The 16,909-nt window shown below is 70.7% G+C and carries 18 protein-coding genes; 11 read left to right on the plus strand and 7 right to left on the minus strand.

Translation table 11 applies throughout. From position 1 onward, the window contains the following. Positions 1-31: 31 nt before the first annotated feature. Positions 32-1,297, minus strand: a complete 1,266-nt coding sequence (locus ETD96_RS08050) for an MFS transporter (protein WP_138635658.1) — start codon at positions 1,295-1,297, stop codon at positions 32-34. Between the two features lie 7 nt (positions 1,298-1,304). Next, positions 1,305-1,928 (minus strand): mycothiol-dependent nitroreductase Rv2466c family protein, encoded by a 624-nt coding sequence (locus ETD96_RS08055; RefSeq protein WP_138635659.1) that lies wholly within the window; start codon positions 1,926-1,928, stop codon positions 1,305-1,307. A gap of 39 nt (positions 1,929-1,967) precedes the next feature. Between ETD96_RS08055 and ETD96_RS08060 the strand changes: the two genes are divergently transcribed. Continuing rightward, a complete protein-coding gene (locus ETD96_RS08060) occupies positions 1,968-2,459 on the plus strand; it encodes a MarR family winged helix-turn-helix transcriptional regulator (RefSeq protein ID WP_138635660.1) in 492 nt (163 codons plus the stop codon). A 102-nt stretch (positions 2,460-2,561) separates the two neighbouring features. Further along, positions 2,562-3,974 carry a glycoside hydrolase gene (locus tag ETD96_RS08065; protein ID WP_138635661.1) on the plus strand — a complete coding sequence of 471 codons (1,413 nt, stop codon included), beginning with the start codon at positions 2,562-2,564 and terminating at the stop codon, positions 3,972-3,974. An 8-nt stretch (positions 3,975-3,982) separates the two neighbouring features. On the opposite strand, the gene ETD96_RS08070 is transcribed toward ETD96_RS08065, so the two are convergent. Then, complete coding sequence (locus ETD96_RS08070; RefSeq protein ID WP_138635662.1) at positions 3,983-5,185, minus strand: MFS transporter; 1,203 nt, start codon at positions 5,183-5,185, stop codon at positions 3,983-3,985. A 99-nt stretch (positions 5,186-5,284) separates the two neighbouring features. Here ETD96_RS08070 and ETD96_RS08075 point away from each other — a divergent pair, with 99 nt between their 5' ends. Then, on the plus strand, positions 5,285-6,370 hold the full coding sequence (locus ETD96_RS08075) for a helix-turn-helix domain-containing protein (protein ID WP_138635663.1): 1,086 nt from the start codon (positions 5,285-5,287) through the stop codon (positions 6,368-6,370). A gap of 877 nt (positions 6,371-7,247) precedes the next feature. Here the strand turns inward: ETD96_RS08075 and ETD96_RS08080 are convergent. After that, positions 7,248-8,342, minus strand: a complete 1,095-nt coding sequence (locus tag ETD96_RS08080) for a fatty acid desaturase family protein (RefSeq protein ID WP_240807370.1) — start codon at positions 8,340-8,342, stop codon at positions 7,248-7,250. Positions 8,343-8,701: 359 nt separating this feature from the next. Here ETD96_RS08080 and ETD96_RS08085 point away from each other — a divergent pair, with 359 nt between their 5' ends. Continuing rightward, positions 8,702-9,373, plus strand: a complete 672-nt coding sequence (locus ETD96_RS08085) for a GAF domain-containing protein (protein WP_138635665.1) — start codon at positions 8,702-8,704, stop codon at positions 9,371-9,373. Between the two features lie 102 nt (positions 9,374-9,475). Beyond that, positions 9,476-10,243 carry a GAF and ANTAR domain-containing protein gene (locus ETD96_RS08090; protein ID WP_138635666.1) on the plus strand — a complete coding sequence of 256 codons (768 nt, stop codon included), beginning with the start codon at positions 9,476-9,478 and terminating at the stop codon, positions 10,241-10,243. A 102-nt stretch (positions 10,244-10,345) separates the two neighbouring features. On the opposite strand, the gene ETD96_RS44490 is transcribed toward ETD96_RS08090, so the two are convergent. Continuing rightward, positions 10,346-10,723 carry an STAS domain-containing protein gene (locus ETD96_RS44490; RefSeq protein ID WP_171068915.1) on the minus strand — a complete coding sequence of 126 codons (378 nt, stop codon included), beginning with the start codon at positions 10,721-10,723 and terminating at the stop codon, positions 10,346-10,348. A gap of 578 nt (positions 10,724-11,301) precedes the next feature. Between ETD96_RS44490 and ETD96_RS08100 the strand changes: the two genes are divergently transcribed. Beyond that, complete coding sequence (locus ETD96_RS08100) at positions 11,302-12,270, plus strand: YihY/virulence factor BrkB family protein (RefSeq protein ID WP_205719158.1); 969 nt, start codon at positions 11,302-11,304, stop codon at positions 12,268-12,270. Between the two features lie 29 nt (positions 12,271-12,299). Here ETD96_RS08100 and ETD96_RS08105 read toward each other — a convergent pair whose 3' ends face one another. Beyond that, positions 12,300-12,539: a hypothetical protein gene (locus ETD96_RS08105; RefSeq protein WP_205719159.1), complete on the minus strand. Its 240-nt coding sequence runs from the start codon at positions 12,537-12,539 to the stop codon at positions 12,300-12,302. Between the two features lie 516 nt (positions 12,540-13,055). Here ETD96_RS08105 and ETD96_RS08110 point away from each other — a divergent pair. Genes ETD96_RS08110 through ETD96_RS08120 form a run of 3 tightly spaced genes read left to right on the plus strand, consistent with a single transcriptional unit; the run spans position 13,056 to position 14,516 of the window. Then, positions 13,056-13,430 carry a LapA family protein gene (locus tag ETD96_RS08110; RefSeq protein ID WP_138635669.1) on the plus strand — a complete coding sequence of 125 codons (375 nt, stop codon included), beginning with the start codon at positions 13,056-13,058 and terminating at the stop codon, positions 13,428-13,430. A gap of 47 nt (positions 13,431-13,477) precedes the next feature. Continuing rightward, on the plus strand, positions 13,478-14,059 hold the full coding sequence (locus ETD96_RS08115; RefSeq protein WP_138635670.1) for a DUF5994 family protein: 582 nt from the start codon (positions 13,478-13,480) through the stop codon (positions 14,057-14,059). Positions 14,060-14,117: 58 nt separating this feature from the next. Further along, positions 14,118-14,516 (plus strand): STAS domain-containing protein, encoded by a 399-nt coding sequence (locus ETD96_RS08120; protein ID WP_171068916.1) that lies wholly within the window; start codon positions 14,118-14,120, stop codon positions 14,514-14,516. 176 nt (positions 14,517-14,692) lie between these two features. Here ETD96_RS08120 and ETD96_RS08125 read toward each other — a convergent pair whose 3' ends face one another. Next, positions 14,693-15,931, minus strand: a complete 1,239-nt coding sequence (locus ETD96_RS08125) for a PP2C family protein-serine/threonine phosphatase (protein WP_240807371.1) — start codon at positions 15,929-15,931, stop codon at positions 14,693-14,695. A 186-nt stretch (positions 15,932-16,117) separates the two neighbouring features. On the opposite strand from ETD96_RS08125, the gene ETD96_RS08130 reads away from it, so the two are divergent. After that, positions 16,118-16,414 (plus strand): hypothetical protein, encoded by a 297-nt coding sequence (locus ETD96_RS08130; RefSeq protein WP_138635671.1) that lies wholly within the window; start codon positions 16,118-16,120, stop codon positions 16,412-16,414. 294 nt (positions 16,415-16,708) lie between these two features. Continuing rightward, a complete protein-coding gene (locus tag ETD96_RS08135) occupies positions 16,709-16,894 on the plus strand; it encodes a hypothetical protein (RefSeq protein ID WP_089329954.1) in 186 nt (61 codons plus the stop codon). Positions 16,895-16,909 lie beyond the last annotated feature (15 nt).

Consider the following 16,909-nt stretch of genomic DNA (forward strand, 5'->3'; position numbering starts at 1 on the left):
TGCAAGACGTCGGGCGCGGATGAGCCCGACGTCACGTCCGCGCGGCGACCTGCTCCTCGGCGGCCTGTTCCTCGGTGGCCTGGCCGACCGGAGTGCCGGACGCGGCGGGCATCCCGACGGCGTGCGGCGGCAGAACGCGCTCGGCGCACAGCAAGATGACCGCGCCCGCCAGCACCATCAGCGCCAGGACCGCCCACAGCTGCCATGGCCCCGCCTCCAGCAGGAACCCCAGGAGCAGGGGCGCGATCGTCCGGCAGAGCGACCAGGACGATTGGTAGACCGACAGGTACCGTCCGCGCAGATGGTCGGGTGCGGCCTGGACGGACAGACCCTGCGCGGGCACCGAGTGGATGAGCTCACCGGCCGTGTAGAGCACCGCGATCGCCAGGACGGCGGCGATGGCGTACGCGCCCCCGAACAGTTGCGGGACGAGCGCGAAGGCGGCGAAGGACAGCCCGAACACGGCCGCGCCGAGCGCCGCGCTGCGCGTGCGCCTGCCCCGCATCGTCAGGCGCGCGATCGGCACGCCGAGCGCCGCCACCAGGACGGTGTTGAGCGCGAACACGCCTCCCGCCAGGGCGTCGGGCAGGCCGACGTCGCGGGTCAGGAAGACCGGCAGGGCCATGGCCTGGGTCGTGTAGCCGAAGGCGATCAGGAAGTTGGCGGCGGCGATGAGCAGGTAGGGCCGGTCGGCGAGCACCTGCCGGTAGCCCTGGCGTTCCTCCCTCCGCCGTCCGGCGCCTCCGCGGACGGCCGGGATCCGGGCCACGAGCACGGCGGCGAGCAGGAACAGCGCGGCCAGGACCATCGCGGCGGTGAGGAAGCCGCCGTTGCCGTTGAACGCCAGCAGACCGGCCGCCGCCAGGCTGCCCAGGCCCATCCCGCCGTTGCGCAGGCTGCGGTCCCAGGCGAGCAGCCGGTCGCGTTCGGCGCCCTGAGCGATCTCGCCGATGAACGCGTGCTGGCTGGGCGTGGACGTCCACATCCCCACCGCGACCACCACGGCGACCCCGAGGAAGGAGAGGTAGGTGTCGGCGAAGGGGTAGGCGGCGAAGCCCGCCGCGCGCAGCACCAGCGCGATCATGACCATGCGCTTGGCGCCGAGCCGGTCGATGAGGGCGCCCGCGACCGGCATGAACGCCAGCGCGCACAGCCCGGCGAGGCTCAGCCCGGCGCCGATCGCCGTCAGCGACAATCCCGTCAGCGCGTGGACGAACAGCATCGTCAGCGGGACGTAGATGCCGTCGCCGACCGAGCCGACGAGGGCGGCGGCGTAGAGGCGGCGGCGCGTGGACACCTCGGATTCAGCTGAAGTCGAGTGCACCCCGAGCCCGCTTCAACTCGGCGAACGCGTCCATCTCGGCCAAAGTCTTCAGGGACCGGAACAGCCGCACGGCCTCCTTGCCCTTCGGGGTGGCGCTCAGGACGGGCCCGAAGAAGGTCGCGCCGTCCAGGGTGATGAGGGGTGTGCCGCCCTCCTCGCCTAGGGCGTCCTGCGCCGCCTGGTGCCTGGCCCGAAGAGCGTCGTCGAACTCGTCCGTAGAGGCGGCTTCGGCCAGAGATGCAGGCAGCCCTAGCTCGTCCAGAGCTTCAGCGATGACCGCGCTGTAGTCCTTGTTGCGCTGCACGTGGATGCGGTTGCCGAGCGCCGTGTACAGATCGCGCAGGATCCCGGTGCCGTGCTGAAGCTCGGCGGCTGTGCAGACCCGGGCCGGTCCCCAGGCGCGGTCGTTGAACTCGCGGTACCAGGGCTCGATGTCGCGGTGCTCGTTGAGCACCGACAGGCTCATGATCCGGAAGCCGAGGTCGATCGGCTCCAGCCGCTCGACCTCCAGCAGCCATCGGGAGGTGATCCAGGCGAACGGGCAGGCGGCGTCGAAGTAGCAGACGACCTGCGCGGACGCCGGCGACGCCAGATTATCTTCCATGGAAGCTAATATAACTTCCATGGAAGATATAATCAACGCATGCAGCCCGACGCCACCGCCGCCATGGTCGCCCAGTGGAACCGCGAGCGCCCCGACCTCGACGCCACGCCGATGCTGGTCGTCGGCCGGCTCTTCCGCCTCACCGACGAGGCCGACCAGCGGCTCCGCCCCCTCTTCGCCGCCGCCGACCTGGGCAACGGCGACTTCGACGTCCTCGCGGCACTGCGCCGCTCCGGCGCGCCCTACGCCCTCTCGGCGGGCGAGCTCAGCCGCACCGTCCTGGTCACCACCGGCGCCATCACCAAGCGGGTCGACCGGCTCGAGACCCGCGGCCTGGTGAGCAGAACCGTCGCCGAGAACGACTCGCGCGGACGCCTCGTCACCCTCACCCCCGACGGCATCGCCCTCACCGACGAGCTCATCGCCGACCACCTGGACAACCAGCGCCGCCTGCTCGCTGGCCTCACCGAGCAGGAACGGGAGCAACTCGCCACCCTCCTTCAGCGGCTCGCCACGACGCTCGACTCCTGATCGGCCCAAGGTCGGCAACGCGCGGCAAAGTCCTCGAAAATCGGCGGATGCCTGCGGCTCGTCCGAACACACCCAGGTGGACGGACGAGCGGGAGCGTGCACATGCGTGGGGACGAGACGCGGGTCATCGAACCGCGAGGGGCGTACATCTGGGACGGCTGGGGGACCTGCCTGTCCTGGTGGGCCAACACCGAACTCGGCCGGCGCGACGACCTGGCCGCCGCCCTGTTCGGCCTGGACCCGGTGCACGTCGGCACCACCGGCGGCGAGGTCGAACTTCCCGGGCTGGGCCTGAACATCGTCCGCTACAACCTCGGCGCCTGCACCTGGACGGGCACCGGGATGGTCGAGTCGCCCGCCATCGTCCGCCGCAAGCAGATCGAGACGTTCGGCGACGGCGACGCCTGGAACCCCGACGCGGACCCGAACCAGCGGAGCATGCTCGCCAAGGCCCGCGACCACGGCGCCGACGCCTTCGAGATGTTCTCCGTCTCCCCGCCCTGGTGGATGACGGTGACCGGGAACCCCTCCGGCGCCGAGCGCGGCGACGTCGACAACCTCGAGTTCGCGTACCAGGAGGCGTTCGCGGACTACATCGCCGCGGTCGCCCGGCACGCCCGCGACGAATGGGGCATCCGGTTCGGCTCGGTCGAGGCGTTCAACGAGCCGTCCCTCGCGTCCTGGCACGCGCGGCAGAACCAGGAGGGCTGCCACTTCACCCTGGGCGCGCAGGAAGCGGTCCTCGCCCACCTGCGCCGCGCGCTGGACGCCCGCGACCTGCCGGACGTGCTGATCGCCGCGTCCGACGAATGCCGCTACGCGGAGGCCACGGGCACCTGGAAGAACTTCACCGAGGACACCAGGCGCCTCGTCGGCCGCGTCAACGTCCACGGCTACGAGCGCGACGACGGCGGCCGCAGCCGCGCCGCCCTCCGCGAAGCCGTCGGCGCGGACACGCCCGTATGGCAGACGGAGTACTCCGAAGGCGAACCCGACGGCCTCACGATGGCTCTCAGCATCGGCCGCGACGTCCACCACCTGCGGATCCGCGCCTGGTCCTGCTGGCAGCCGGTGGAGGCCCTCGACTGGGGCCTGCTGGACGGCGAGTACGACGACGCCACCCCGAACCCGGCCGGCGGAGCGAACGGCACCCTCGAAGGCCGCGTCGGCGGCGTCAACCCGAAGTACTACGTCCTAGCCCACTACACCCGGCACATCAGACCCAACGCCCGCATCCTCGACTCGAACCACCCGCACACCGTCGCAGCCCACGACCCCACCACCGGCCGCTTGGCCCTGGTCACCGCCAACGACAACAAGCCCCGCAACGTCACCTACGACCTGAGAGCCCTAACGGAGGACGCAAACCCCGTCCGCGCATGGACGACCGACCCAACGTCCGCCCACCACTACACCCGCACCCCCGACACCCACCTGCAAGACGGCCGCCTAACAGTGACCCACGCCCCCAACACCGTCACCACCCTGGAAATCGAAGACGTCCAAATCCCCTGACGCCTCGCCTACTCCCGGTCACCCTTCTCGGTGGCGACTGCGGTGGCGGAGAGGAGGGTTGCGGCGGTGAGGGTGCCCCAGAGGGCGGCCGGGCCGTGGGAGGCGAGGGCGGAGATGGCCGCCGGGGAGACGGCGAGGCCGAAGCCCGTGGAGAGTTGGAAGCGGGCGAGGGCGCGTCCCAGGACATGGGCCGGGACGAGGGCGGTGACGAGGGCCGTGGCACTGCCGGCGTAGATGATCTCGCCGAGGGTGCAGACCACGGAGACCGCGGCGACGGCCGGAGCACTCCAGCCGTGTCCCGGTGAGGTGACCGCGAGGAAGCCGAGGTAGGACGCGGCGAGCACCACGCCGGCGAGAGCCAGCACGGTCCGTCGGGGGAGGCGGGACAGCAGGACGGTGACCGGTACCTGAAGGGTGACCACCAGCACGGTGTTGGCCACGAAGATGGCCGCCGCCCACACCGGCGACGCGTGCAACTGCGTCACCAGCACCAGGGGGACCGCGATTTCGGGAACGTTGAGGCAGAAGACGTAGACCACATTGGCGGCCAGCAGCGCGCGCATCCGTGGCGCGGGCGCCTCGCCCCTGTCCTCGGCCGGGGTGGCGGCCGGTCGCGCGTGCACATGGACCGACCATGCCAAGGCAGCCGCAGCGAGATAGGCGAGCCCGGTGACGGCAGCCAGCGCCTGCAACGCGGTGGTGCCGCCCGCCAGACATGCGGTGGCGAGGAGGGCTCCCACGCCCAGGCCGGCGTTGCGCAGGGCGCGGCCGGCTGCGAGAGCGGCGTCGCGTTCGCGGCCATGGGCGACCGTTGCCACGAGAGCCGCATGGGCGGCCGGCCATGCCTGGTTGCCGATGCCGAGAAAGAGCGCCGCCGTCGCGAACAACCAGGCGTGGCCCGCCGGAGTGGCCAGCAGCAGCGCCACGCCCAGCACCCGTACGAGCATCGACGCTGCCACGACCGTGCTGCGTGCGCCCCTGTCCAGCCATCGGCCGACCGCGGGCATGCACATCAGACCCACCACGACGCCGACCGTCATGGCGATGCCAGTTGCCGGCGCGGACAGCTCCAGCACCGTCACCCCGTAGAGCAGCAGGAAGGGCCGCAGCAAGCCGGTGCCGAGCGCGTCCACGGCCAGGGCGATGGCATAGCGGGGGCCTCCGGAGGCGCGGACGAGGGCACGCGGCTGGAGCTTGGTGGTGGTCGCCATGGCGTCCACGGTGCGTTCGGCCGCCGGGCAGGCCGTGACGGTTGACGGACACCGTCAATCGACGCGTGCGCCGGCCGTCCGACCAGCGATGATGGGGGGATGACGTTGAGGATCGACATCGGCGGCCCGGCGTCCGGGCGGCTGCGGTTCGCCGTCTCCCCGCTGGCCGAGCTGACCGCGATGCTGCACGTGCTGGCCGAACCCGGGCACCACCCGCAGCACGCGGGCTGGGCCGGGGACGTCTGGGCCGGGCTGGCGCCGGAGCTGGCCGAGCGGCTCAGGGAGGCGGAGTTCCTCTGGCGTTCCTCACGAGCCGACTTCCTGGTCCCCGCCCGTCCCCGTCCGACCCTCGCCGAGGATCTGGACGGTGTGGACCGGATCGACGATGAGACCTATGTGACCGCCGCGCTCATCACCACCTGCGGCAGCAACCGGGTCCACTTCACCGGGCCGTCGCCGCTCGCCGACGCGACGGCCCGCGAACAGGCCCTGGACCGAGCCCAGGCCCGCGGCGCGCTCCAAGAGGCTTTCGCGGAGCGGCTGCTCGCGGACCCGGCCGCCGTGCGAGCACGAGTACGCCACACCCTCGAACAATGCGCCGAGGCATTCTTCGACGCCGCCTGGACGAGCGTCGCCGTGCAACTGGCTACCGACCTGCGCCTGAAGAACGACCTGCTGAAGCGCCAGGGCATCGGGGCGGCGCTCGCATCGGTCTCCAGCGCCGTGACCCTGGCACCGGACGGCGACCACATCATCGTGGACAAGCTGCAGGACAACGCGACCACCGCCCACGACACCGGGGTCACCTTCCTCCCCAGCGTCTTCGGCCGCCCGCACCTGGTGGCGGTCCACGCGCCCGGCTGGCGACCGGTGGTGCAGTACCCCGTGGCGGAGGCGAGCCCACCGGAGCCGATATCACTGGAAACGGTCACGCGACGGCTGGACGCACTAGCGCATCCGGTACGGCTGCGACTGCTCCGCACCCTGGCCCGCGGCCCCCACACCACCGGCGAACTGGCCCAAGCCTGGGAACTCACGCCCCCCGAGGTGTCCCGCCACCTCGCCGACCTGCGCCGCGCCGGCCTCCTCACAGCCCGGCGGCAAGGACGGTACGTCCGCTACACCCTCAACCAGCCTGAACTGACAGCGCTAGGCCCCGACCTACTGGCCGCCCTACTGCGCTGAGCATCGTCGACGGCGACGATCGCACGCCGGTCTACGGTGTACCCCCTACGGAATACCGCGCGCATGGCTGCACGCACAACCCCGCCACCCACCGCTGCCAACTAACGATCCCGGCCCGCTTCCCAATCCCGTAACTGTGCGCGGCCGTGTTGCCGGGGCAACCACGACCGTTAGCGCATGCCACCGACACCTTAAACGAAGATGTCTGCCGCGTCATGCTGAGGGTTTGCCGTAGCCGTAGTGGCATAGTGGTGTTTTGGCTCCCGACTTGCCAGGCCGAGCCCACTGCAGGGAAGGCCCGCCGGCCGACTCGTATGATCGAGCGTCCGCGCAACTTGGACTACGAGTCATGGGGCCTCCCTGGACTCAGAGCTTTCCGCATCGAGCCGTGCCAGCTCGCTCCGCAGCTGTTCAGCTTCGGCTTCCTTTTGTTTCAAACGCCTTTGTAGGCTAGTGCGGGAAGGTGGCTTCGGCTTCTTGGGTTCTGCCTTCTTTGGAATCAGCCAGCCGACGCGCTGGTAAGCAACGATGTAGCGTACGCTGACGCAGGCGTGGCAAGTTGTGTCCGGTTGGGGAGTCGGCCAGCCCAGGTCAAGCATTCGCCTCATGTGCTCGTGGATTCCTTGATCATCCTGGACCTGTAGAGTTGGGGAAGATTCAAAATCGGCGACCATTTTTCGCAGTCTCTCCGGGTGACGTGGGATAGGTCTTCCCGTGTCGGTTCGAACCAAGTACGGGATCTGCTATGGACCGGCTCCACCCTCCACCCCGCCCAACGCCCGCCTAACAATTCCATTCCCCTTCCCGATTCCGTGACCGCGTGTCGATGGAGTGACCGGGTCCGGTCACGCAAGGTTCCGGTGACTGGCCGGCGGGGTCAGTACTCCAGTTCGGGACGCAACGGCCCGCCGACGGCATGGAGATGGCGCAGCGCCTGCGCGTAGGACTGGAGGAGACCGGTCTCGCAATAGGCGATGCCGTGGCGTTCGCTGAAGGTGCGCACCAGCGTCTGCGCGCGGCGCAGGTTGGGCCGCGGCATGGACGGGAACAGGTGGTGCTCGATCTGGTAGTTCAGCCCGCCGAGCGCGAAATGGGTGATCCGGCCACCGCGGATGTTGCGCGCGGTCAGGATCTGCCGGCGCAGGAAGTCGGTCTTGTCGTTCCTGCCGAGCATCGGCATGCCCTTGTGGTTGGGGGCGAAAGAACAGCCTAGGTACAGGCCGAACAGGCCCTGCTGGAGGAGGAGGAAGCCTATGGCTTGCAGTGGAGGGAGTACCCAGAACAGGGCGGTGAGATATCCGCCGATGTGGGCGAGCAGCAGACCGCCCTCGGCCAAGCGGGCCCTGCCCGGCCCGCGCGCGGTGGCCGTGCGGCCGAGCAGGGCGCGGGCCCCCGCGAGATGCAGGTGGAACCCTTCCAGCAGCAGCATCGGGAAGAACAGCCATGCCTGGTGCCGGGCCAGCCAGGCGCCGGGGCCGTGCCGGGCCCGAGCGCTCTCGCGGGTGAAGGTGAGTGCTCCGGTCGCGATGTCGGGATCGCGGTCGACCTGATTGGGGTGGGCGTGATGCCGGTTGTGCTTGGAGATCCACCACCCGTAGCTGAGCCCGACCAGCAGGTTGCCGTGCAGCCGCCCCAGCAGCTCGTTCACCCGCTTGGAGCCGGATATCTGCTGGTGGCCCGCGTCATGCCCGAGGAAGGCGGTCTGGGTGAAGGCGACTGCCAGGAACGCCGCCACCGCCAGTTGCCACCAGGACGGCCCGATCAGCGCGAAGGCCGCCCAACCGGCCGCCAGCAGGACGAGATTTGAGACGATCTTGACTGTGTAGTAGCCCGGCCGCCGGGTCAGCAGCCCGGCCCGCTTCACCTCGCGGGACAGCAGCGCGTAGTCGCTGCCCCGCGGAACCGCTTCGCCACGGCCCCGGGCGGGGGCACCGCCGGGGGGCGGAGCGTCCGTGGTCGCGCTTGTGGTCACACTGTCTTCTTCCATTCGGGCGAGCATTCCCCAGAGGGCACGCCTGTCACTTCCAGTGGAACCTGGTGGCCTGGGATGCCGACACAGGCGATCTGAGCAGGGCTTATCGGCAGAGCTGATCGCCGGGCGGCCGTGGGTCGGTAAGCCCGGGTGCCGTCGGCCGTCACCGGCGTGAACCACGATGGCTGCCGGTGTTCGGCGCCCGTCGACGTTGTTCGGGAGGCTGTGGGACGCTGGGGCCGGGGTGTGGCCATCCGGTCGCTTCGGACAGTGGGCGGTGAGCGGCGATACCGACGGCGGGCGAGGCGCGGGCGGCCCGGTTGTGGGCGTTGGTCGCCGGGTGCGCGGACGGAGAGACGGTGTCGCCCGCGCACGTGTGCCAGGCGGCCGTGGCGGCGGTAGAGGTGGACGGGGCGGCGGTGTCGGTGGCGACCCGGCCGGACCGGCGGCAGCGGGCGCACGCCACCGACGCGGTGGCCGCGCTCTTGGAGGAGCAGCAGTTCACCCTGGGGGAAGGTCCCGGCATCGAGGCCGGTGCCTCCGGAGGCCAGGTGCTGGTCGCCGATGTCTCCTCGCCGGCCGTCGCCTCCCGGTGGCCGGTGTTCGCGCCGGTGGCCACCGCGGCCGGAGTACGGGCGATGTTCGCCTTCCCGCTGCAGGTGGGGGCGATCCGGCTGGGCACCCTCACCATGTACAGGGTCAGGCCGGGACCGCTGACCGCGGAGCAGGTCGCCGACGCCGTGACGCTGTGCCGGACGGCGGTGGCGGTGATGCTGACCGCGGGCCGGACCTCGCCGGACGGTGCGGCCTCGGATCAGGGGGTGTGGCCGCTGGGCGGGCCGGGTGAGGGCAGGATCGAGGTGTACCAGGCGACCGGGATGGTCGCCGTGCAGCTGGGCGTCGGTCTGCAGGACGCGTTCGCGGCGCTGCGCGCCCGCGCCTTCACCGACGGTGTCCCGCTGGCCGGGCTGGCCCGCCAGGTGGTGGACCGCCGGTTGCGGTTCCACCCCGACGATCTTCCCGAGGGCTGACGACACGATGGATCGACACGGTGATCACTGTGGTCTACGAGAGACGACGTCACACGACAGGAACCCCCCAGCCACTGGGCCGAGGAAATGGATTGAGCAGCCATGCCACAGCAACAACGACTCGCTGAGGTGTTCGTCGAGCTGGCCGACACCCTGGTGGTCGATTTCGATCTCATCGAGTTCCTGCACCGGCTGGCGGAGCGCTGCGTGGAACTGCTGGAGGTCGAGGCGGCCGGGATCCTGCTCACCGACCAGGCCGACGAGCTGCAGGTGATCGCGGCCTCCAGCGAACAGACCCGGCTGCTGGAGTTGTTCCAGCTCCAGTCCCGGCAGGGCCCCTGCCTGGACTGCTTCGCCACCGGCCGGCCCGTCAGGGTCGCCGACCTGGCCGCCGAGGCCTCCCGGTGGCCGCTGTTCAGCGCCGCGGCCCTCGACGCCGGTTACGGCGGGGTGGTGGCGCTGCCGATGCGGATGCGAGAGCGGATCATCGGCGCGATGAACCTGTTCACCGCCCCCTCTACGGTCCTGGCCGTCGACGAGGCGACCACGGTCCAGTCGCTGGGGCAGGCGATGGCCGACGTGGCCACCATCGGCATCCTGGGCGAACGCGCGGCCCGTGAACATCAACTGCTGTCCCAGCAACTGCAGATCGCGCTCAACAGCCGTGTGATCATCGAGCAGGCCAAGGGCATGCTCGCCGAACGCCACCAGACCTCACTCGATCAGGCCTTCGCCGCTCTGCGCGCCCAAGCCCGCAACACCAACCGCAAACTCGCCGACCTCGCACAGGCCGTCATCGACGACGACCCCGCCGTGGCGGGCCTCCTGCACCCGCAGCACGATCCCGGCCGCCCCGTCGACAACGGTTGACCACGGAACGGTGACGGCGAGGCGGCGACGAGCACGCGGAACGCAGGCCCGCTCGGCGGCCACCGCGGCGGATGCCTCCACACGGACGGAGCGCTGGGCAGGTCAGCCGTCGGGGGCGCCTTCCGGACGCTGCGCCGTCCGGTCGTCACGTCGGCGCAAGGCTGCCAACGCGTCCGCCGGCTCCGGATGCAGGGCGATGACGTCGTCGATGCCGGTAATGCGAAGAACGCGGTCGACCCGCCCTGTGGCTCCGGCCAGGCTCAGGGCCAGCCGCTGATCGCGGGCGTGCTTGAAGGCCTTGACCAGTGCCGTGATGCCGCCGGCGTCGCAGAACCTGAGGCGGGTGAGGTCGATGACCACGCCGCTGCTCGGGGCGGTGCCGGCGTGGCCGGCGGACGCGCTGGTGATGATGGTGCTGAGCCGGACGGCCAGCCAGTCGCTGTTGGAGGCGTCGATCTCGCCGGCGAGGGCCAGCAGCATCGCGGTCGACCCGGCACCGCACTCCACGTCCGTCCGCCGGAGACTGACCTGCGCCCCGGCTCGGACGCGGTCGTCGGCCGCGGTGTCCGGAATCGCTCTTGTTTCCGGTGGAACCGAGGCTGGGGGCGAGGATTCGAATGCCGTCATGGCAGCCCTCCCTGGAGCGTACGCATTTACGCCGCCAGGGTCTGGAGCGGCCCGACAGACGGCTACCGCCGTCACACGCAGCATAGGCCGCCCACAAGTTGCGGTCTAACCCTGTGGTCGTGTCCGCACCTTTCCGGCCCGTGGCCGGTAAGGGGAGGCGGTGGGAGGACCGCGCCGGGACCGGAGAAAGCGCGTACTCGCGCACGGCGGTCGACCGGCAGCCCTGCTCGTGCCGGAACTCGTCCGCGCACGCCGAGGAAGGGACAGGGGTGACCGCGATGCCGGAATCACGCCGGATGCCGCCGGTCGGCAGCGCCGGGATCTCGGGGAGGCCGGTGAGGGACAGGAGACGGCCGCTCGACCGGACCGGCGGTCGGGCGTTGGGTGCGCGCTGATGGGGGAAGAAGGGCCGTGTGGGAGTGGTCTGCCGGATGGACGCCTATCAGAGGCGGCATCGCTGGGCGGGTCTGCCGCTGGCGGTGGTGTACAAGTTCGTGGACGACCAGGGCGCGTATCTCACGGCATTGATCACCTATTACGGGTTCGTGTCGCTGTTTCCGCTGCTGCTGCTTCTTGTCACCGCGCTGGGGTTCGCGCTGGAGGGCAACCCGGGGCTGCAGCAAAGCGTACTGGATTCGGCGCTCGCGCAGTTCCCGGTCCTCGGGGACCAGATCGGCGCGAACATCCATTCCTTCCACGGCAGCATCCTGGCTCTGGCCACGGGTGTCGTAGGCAGCCTCTACGGCGGCCTGGGCGTCGTACAGGCCACGCAGAACGCCTTGAACAAGATGTGGGGAGTGCCGCGCAACTCCCGGCCCAACCCGATCGCCGCCAGGGTGCGCAGCTTGGCGCTGCTGGCGGTCGGCGGCGCGGTGATCCTGGTGACCACGCTGCTGTCGGCGGTGACCGCATCCGGTGGCGTCTTCGGTGCCGGCGCCGGTGTGCGGGCGGCGGCGATCCTGGTGGCCGTCGCCGTCAACGTCGTGCTGTTCACCGTCGCGTTCCGGGTGCTGACCGCCCGGCGGCTCACCATCGCGCAGGTCCGGACAGGAGCGGTCACCGCGGCGCTGGTATGGCAGATCATTCAGTGGGGCGGCGCGTTCCTGCTCGGCCACATGCTCACCGGCGCCAGCGCCACCTACGGCATGTTCGGCATCGTCCTCGGCCTGCTGACGTGGATCTATCTGGGCGCGGCCACCTTCGTGCTGAGCGCCGAGATCAACGTCGTCCGCGAGCGGCGGTTGTGGCCCCGCAGCCTGCTGACGCCCTTCACCGACAACGTCGAGCTGACCGCCGGGGACCGGCGCGCCTACACCTCCTACGCCGAGACCGAACGTCACAAAGGCTTCGAGAACGTCGACGTGGAGTTCGACCCGCCTCGACGCGACGACGCGGAGTGACCTCCGGGCCCCCCGCGCCCCGGGCCGCGTCAGCGGCGGGCGATCCGGCGTCCGCCGCCGGTGCCGGGCCGATAGTCCAGCCCGTAGTGCCGGAAGACGGCCTCCTCGTCCTCGGCCGGCAGGACGTCGTCGGTGCCGATCGTCGGGCAGTGCCTGACCAGCGCCTTGTCGTAGGCGACCCGGACGTAGCCGGGCCCGGCGGTCGCACCGTCCAGCGGAACGAAGGTCAATCGGTGGCGGGTGGGCATGCCGATCCGCACGGTGGCCATGGCGGCCTCGTCGGTGCTGGTGTCGACGTGAACGGACTCCAGTGTGCCGATCTAGTTTCCGCCAGAGTCGAGGGCGGTCTGGGTGCGCCATTCCCGGATGTCGGCCAGTCGGATCATCATGGCTCCTTACACCGGGCTCGACGGTCCGCTCGTCCAGGGCCGCCCGCTCGGGGAGGAGTAGACGGCCCTGGCGCGTCCGGCCCGACCTCCCCCGGGCAGTGCGGGCCGGCCATGTCCAGCGAAGCGCGACGCCCCGGGGACGGACACAGTCAATCCATGCATAACTCATCACTCGCGCCGATAGCCCGTCGCCTCGACCGGAAAACAGCAGAAATGGGAGGTGGGTTTCTCGCCCCCGGCGCTGCCGGTTGCGATGCGTGAGTGAAGCGCTCGGAAACTATCTGCGTTTTCCGCATATCGGCAATTAGTCGAGTAGAATAAAAGTATCCGGCAAACGGCGACATCCTGTTCTGAGGGTTGATCTGCCACGCCGGCCGCCCCCTGAGAGGGGGAGTCATGCAGATCTCGCACAGGCCGCACATCAACGGGCGCGCTGGGCAGACCGGTTCAGCGTCCCGGCTCAACCCACCTGACCCCGGAGTCCTCCCCGATCGGCGCGAGCCGACGCCCGCGCAGCGGACGGTGACGGCGGTCCGCACCAGCGTGGTGTGGTCAGAGCTGTGGGCCGTCGCGGCCATCTCGGTCCTCTTCATGGTGCTCGTGGTGAGCAACACCGGCGATGTGCGGGTCTCGTTCGCCGGGCTGAGCGGCGCCCTGCCGCTGGCGATCGTGCTCATGGCCGCCATGGCCGCCGGGATCGCGATCACCCTGATCCTGGGAGCCGCCCGCCTCACGCAACTGCGCCCGCTGACCCGCAAGCGCCTCCGCTGAGCACCCCCAGCCGCCGCACCGATCGGAAACCGAGGAAGGCGCCCGCCATGTGGACCACCGCCGAACGCCGCACCACGATCAGCTTGTCACCGCCCTCGACGCCGCGGCTGCTGCTGCGCCCCTCGGCCCCTCCCGGCTCGGCGCGGACTGTGCTGGACGGCGGCTGGTGGCCCCGGTCGGCCGACCCGGTCGCGGAACTGCCGGGCCTGATCCTGGCACTGCAGGACCACGGCCCCATCGACGACCACCGCCCCATCACTCACGTCCTGCTCCGGGCGGACGACTGGGACAGCCGTCCCCGCCGGTTGCGCATCGACGGCCCGGCCGACACCCGGGTGGTGCGGCTGAGCTGGTTCGACTCCCTGCCCTCGGGGCTGCTGACCGCGATCCACGCCGACGGCCGGCGCGTGGACCTGTTCACCGTCCCGGCCGCCACGCCCCGGGACGAGGCCGAGGCGTCGATGGAGTTGGCGTCCGACCCTCACAACGTCCTGCACACCCCTGACCTGCTGGCCGCCCTCGCCTCACCACCCGGCCGGGCGAACCGCCGGGCCGGCCCCCCGGACGGCTCGGAGTGCGCCTGGGAGTCCGAGGGCGGGCGGCTCCGAGAACAGTCCGCGGCACGTTGATCCGGCCCGCTGCCCCGGGCCGCCCGGCACTATGGACCATCTGCGATCGGAGATCGCCATGACCGCTCTCATCACCATCCCGCGTCCTGCCCGAGCTTTGGCCCGGGCCCCCGATGAGGTGAGGACGCCCGCCCGCCAGCGCCCCGGCCACACCATCGTCGCGTTGTCGGGCGCCCTGGACGGCGCCGCGGCTCCAGCGTTGCGCGAGCACCTGATCGGCGCGTTGCGGCGCAGCGGCCGCCTGCTGATCCTCGACCTGGGGGAGGTGGCGTCCGCCGACGCGGCCGGATTGGCCGTACTGGTCGGCATCCGGCGCCGCGCCGCCGTACTCGGCATCACCCTCCGGCTCGTCGCCCTCCGCCCTCAGGTCGCCGCGCTGCTCCGCGCCACCGCGCTCGACCGCGCACTCGCCGTCTACCCCGATCCGGATTCGCTCTCGGAAGCGCCTGCCCGATGACCATGAAGGACGAATATCTGCGGCTGATGAGGGGTCTCGTCGGCGGCATGGCCATTGCGGTCGCCCTCGTCTGTGCGCTCATCGCGGCGGTCGTCTTCCTCTCCTGACGCGGCCGAGGGCAAGGAACCACATCGTGCTGGGCGCTCGGTCGACCCGGCCGGCCCGGGATCTTTCGGTCACAAGAGTGGTCGGGTGAGGTGGTCGGCGGTGCCGCCGCGCCATTCGATGAGGAAGAGGGTGGCGTCGTCGCTGGTGATCCCGCCTCGTTCGCGCATGAGGGTGTGGGAGAGGTCGCGCACCATCTGCTGGACGCTCGCGCTGGCGGGTCCGACGCGTTCGATGGTGGCGATCAGGCGGTCCTCGCCGAACAGTGCCCCGCCGGTGGTGTGCTCTTCGACGAGGCCGTCGGTGTAGGCCAGGACGCGGTCGCCGCGGCGCAGTTGCCGGGTGTTGATCTGGGGTTTCGAGCCGCCGAAGCCGACGGGCAGGGTGCCGGGGCCTTCCAGGGCGCCGATGACGCGGTGGTCGCGGATCAGCATCGGGGCGGGGTGGCCGGCGTTGACCCATTCCAGGTGGCCGGTGCCGATGTCGAGGCGCATCATCTGCGCGGTGACGAAGTGGTCGGGGCCGAACTGGTCGTCGATGGCGGTGTCCATGAATGCGTACAGTTCGGCGAGGCCGGGCTGGGCGCGTCTGGCGTGCCGGTAGGCGCCCACGGCAACGGTGGCCAGCACCGCGGCGTTGAGGCCGTGCCCCATCGCGTCGATCATGGCCAGGTGCAGGACGTTGTCGTTGAGGGCGTAGTCGAGGCTGTCGCCGGCGACGTCGTAGGCGGGTTCCAGGATTCCGGCGACGGCGACCTGCGGCGTGGTCATGGTGAGTGGGGGCAGCAGCGACCACTGGATCTCCGCGGACACGCTCATCGGCTTGCGTCGTCGCGCCCGCAGGAACTGGTCGGTGTAGTTGTTCTTGGTGACCAGCATGTCGGCGACCAAGCCCGCGAGTCGCCGCAGCAGCCGACGGTCGTCGTCGTCGACGCCGTCGAGGGTCAGGGCCATCACGCCGATCTCGTCGCTGCCGTCCAGCAGCGGCAGGAACATCCGCACTCCGTCGTCCTGCGGCTGCTCGACGGTGGTCTCCGACAGGAACGCGCGCCCGGCCGCAGACCCCTCCAGCGGCAGCGGTTCGCCGTCGGTGAGGCCCCTGCCCGGCAGCGGCACCAGACAGAGCTGGGCGTAGTCCTGCAGCAGGATCGAGACGTCCCGGCCGCCGATCGCGCGTATCTCCTCGGCAACCAGGGGGGCGATGAGCTGCGGCGGCATCTCGTGCGCCCGGTCCAGCAACTGGCCCAGCAGCCGCTCGCCGAAGCCTTCGCTGCGGTCGACCGCGTCCCCGGGCCCGCTCAGTTCCCCCACAGCCGTCTATGTGCCCTCCGACACCGGTGGTAACTCCAAGTGCCTGACAATGTGCAGAGTGGTGAGGGGCCGGGCGGCCGCGCGATCGTGGCGGGAGGGGCGTCAGCCTGTGACGACGTGATCCCGGGCCCTTTATGGTGGGTGGTAAGGGGCTGAAGGACAGCCTGAGCCGAGGAGATGGGGCCGGTGAGCGGGACGATGCACCAGGTCTGGATCGAGGCCGGCGGGGGGCATGACATGGTCCGCGCCGATGCGATCGTGATGCTCCGGCTGGACGGGACCGGACGGCTGACCGCGCAGCTGCGCGACGACGCCAAGGTCAGTGTGACCCTGCTGGAGGGCTCGTCCGACGCCCGCCCGCCCGACGACTTCCACCGCCGGCTGATCCAGACCGTCGCCCAGCTCGCCGACTCCAGCGGCGGGCAACTCGTCCGCCCGCGATATGAAGGAGGCGTCTGGAGCTGGACCAGCGAACCCCTCTAGGGGCATGCCGCGCAGGCACCGCTCGGCGGGGGAAGCTGCGTCAGGAGGACGGCGCCTGGGAATCCACGGCACGGTACCTGGTGCTTCTTGAGTTCAGAACGGGAAAGCGCCCCAAGGCGCCGGTGTGGAGCACGCGTCACCGCGTGGCAGACCGGCTCTGAGCGGGAACCGGCGGCGCGGCTGGAACGTTCCACTCGGTGGCTTCCGGGGGCGGCGAACGCGGGGAGGTGTGCGGGGCTATGCGGCTGGGTCTCGACCTGGCAGCGGCGTCGCTGATCGTCCGGGGAGAGCCGCGTGAAGATCACCTACCGGGAGATCGAGGACGGGGACCCCGAGTCCGACGCGGGCGAAGACGTGATTCCGGTCGATTCCGGGCCGGACCCCGTGCTCGAAGCCCATCGCGGGCGGCAGGACGAGGCCCGGGCCGGGTTTCCGCCTGGTCGTGTCATCTTCGCGGGGGTGGGGGGCGGAGGGCGATGATGGGTGCGCACGGGC

Origin of the sequence: Actinomadura geliboluensis (assembly GCF_005889745.1) — a bacterium.
Lineage (GTDB): Bacteria > Actinomycetota > Actinomycetes > Streptosporangiales > Streptosporangiaceae > Spirillospora > Spirillospora geliboluensis.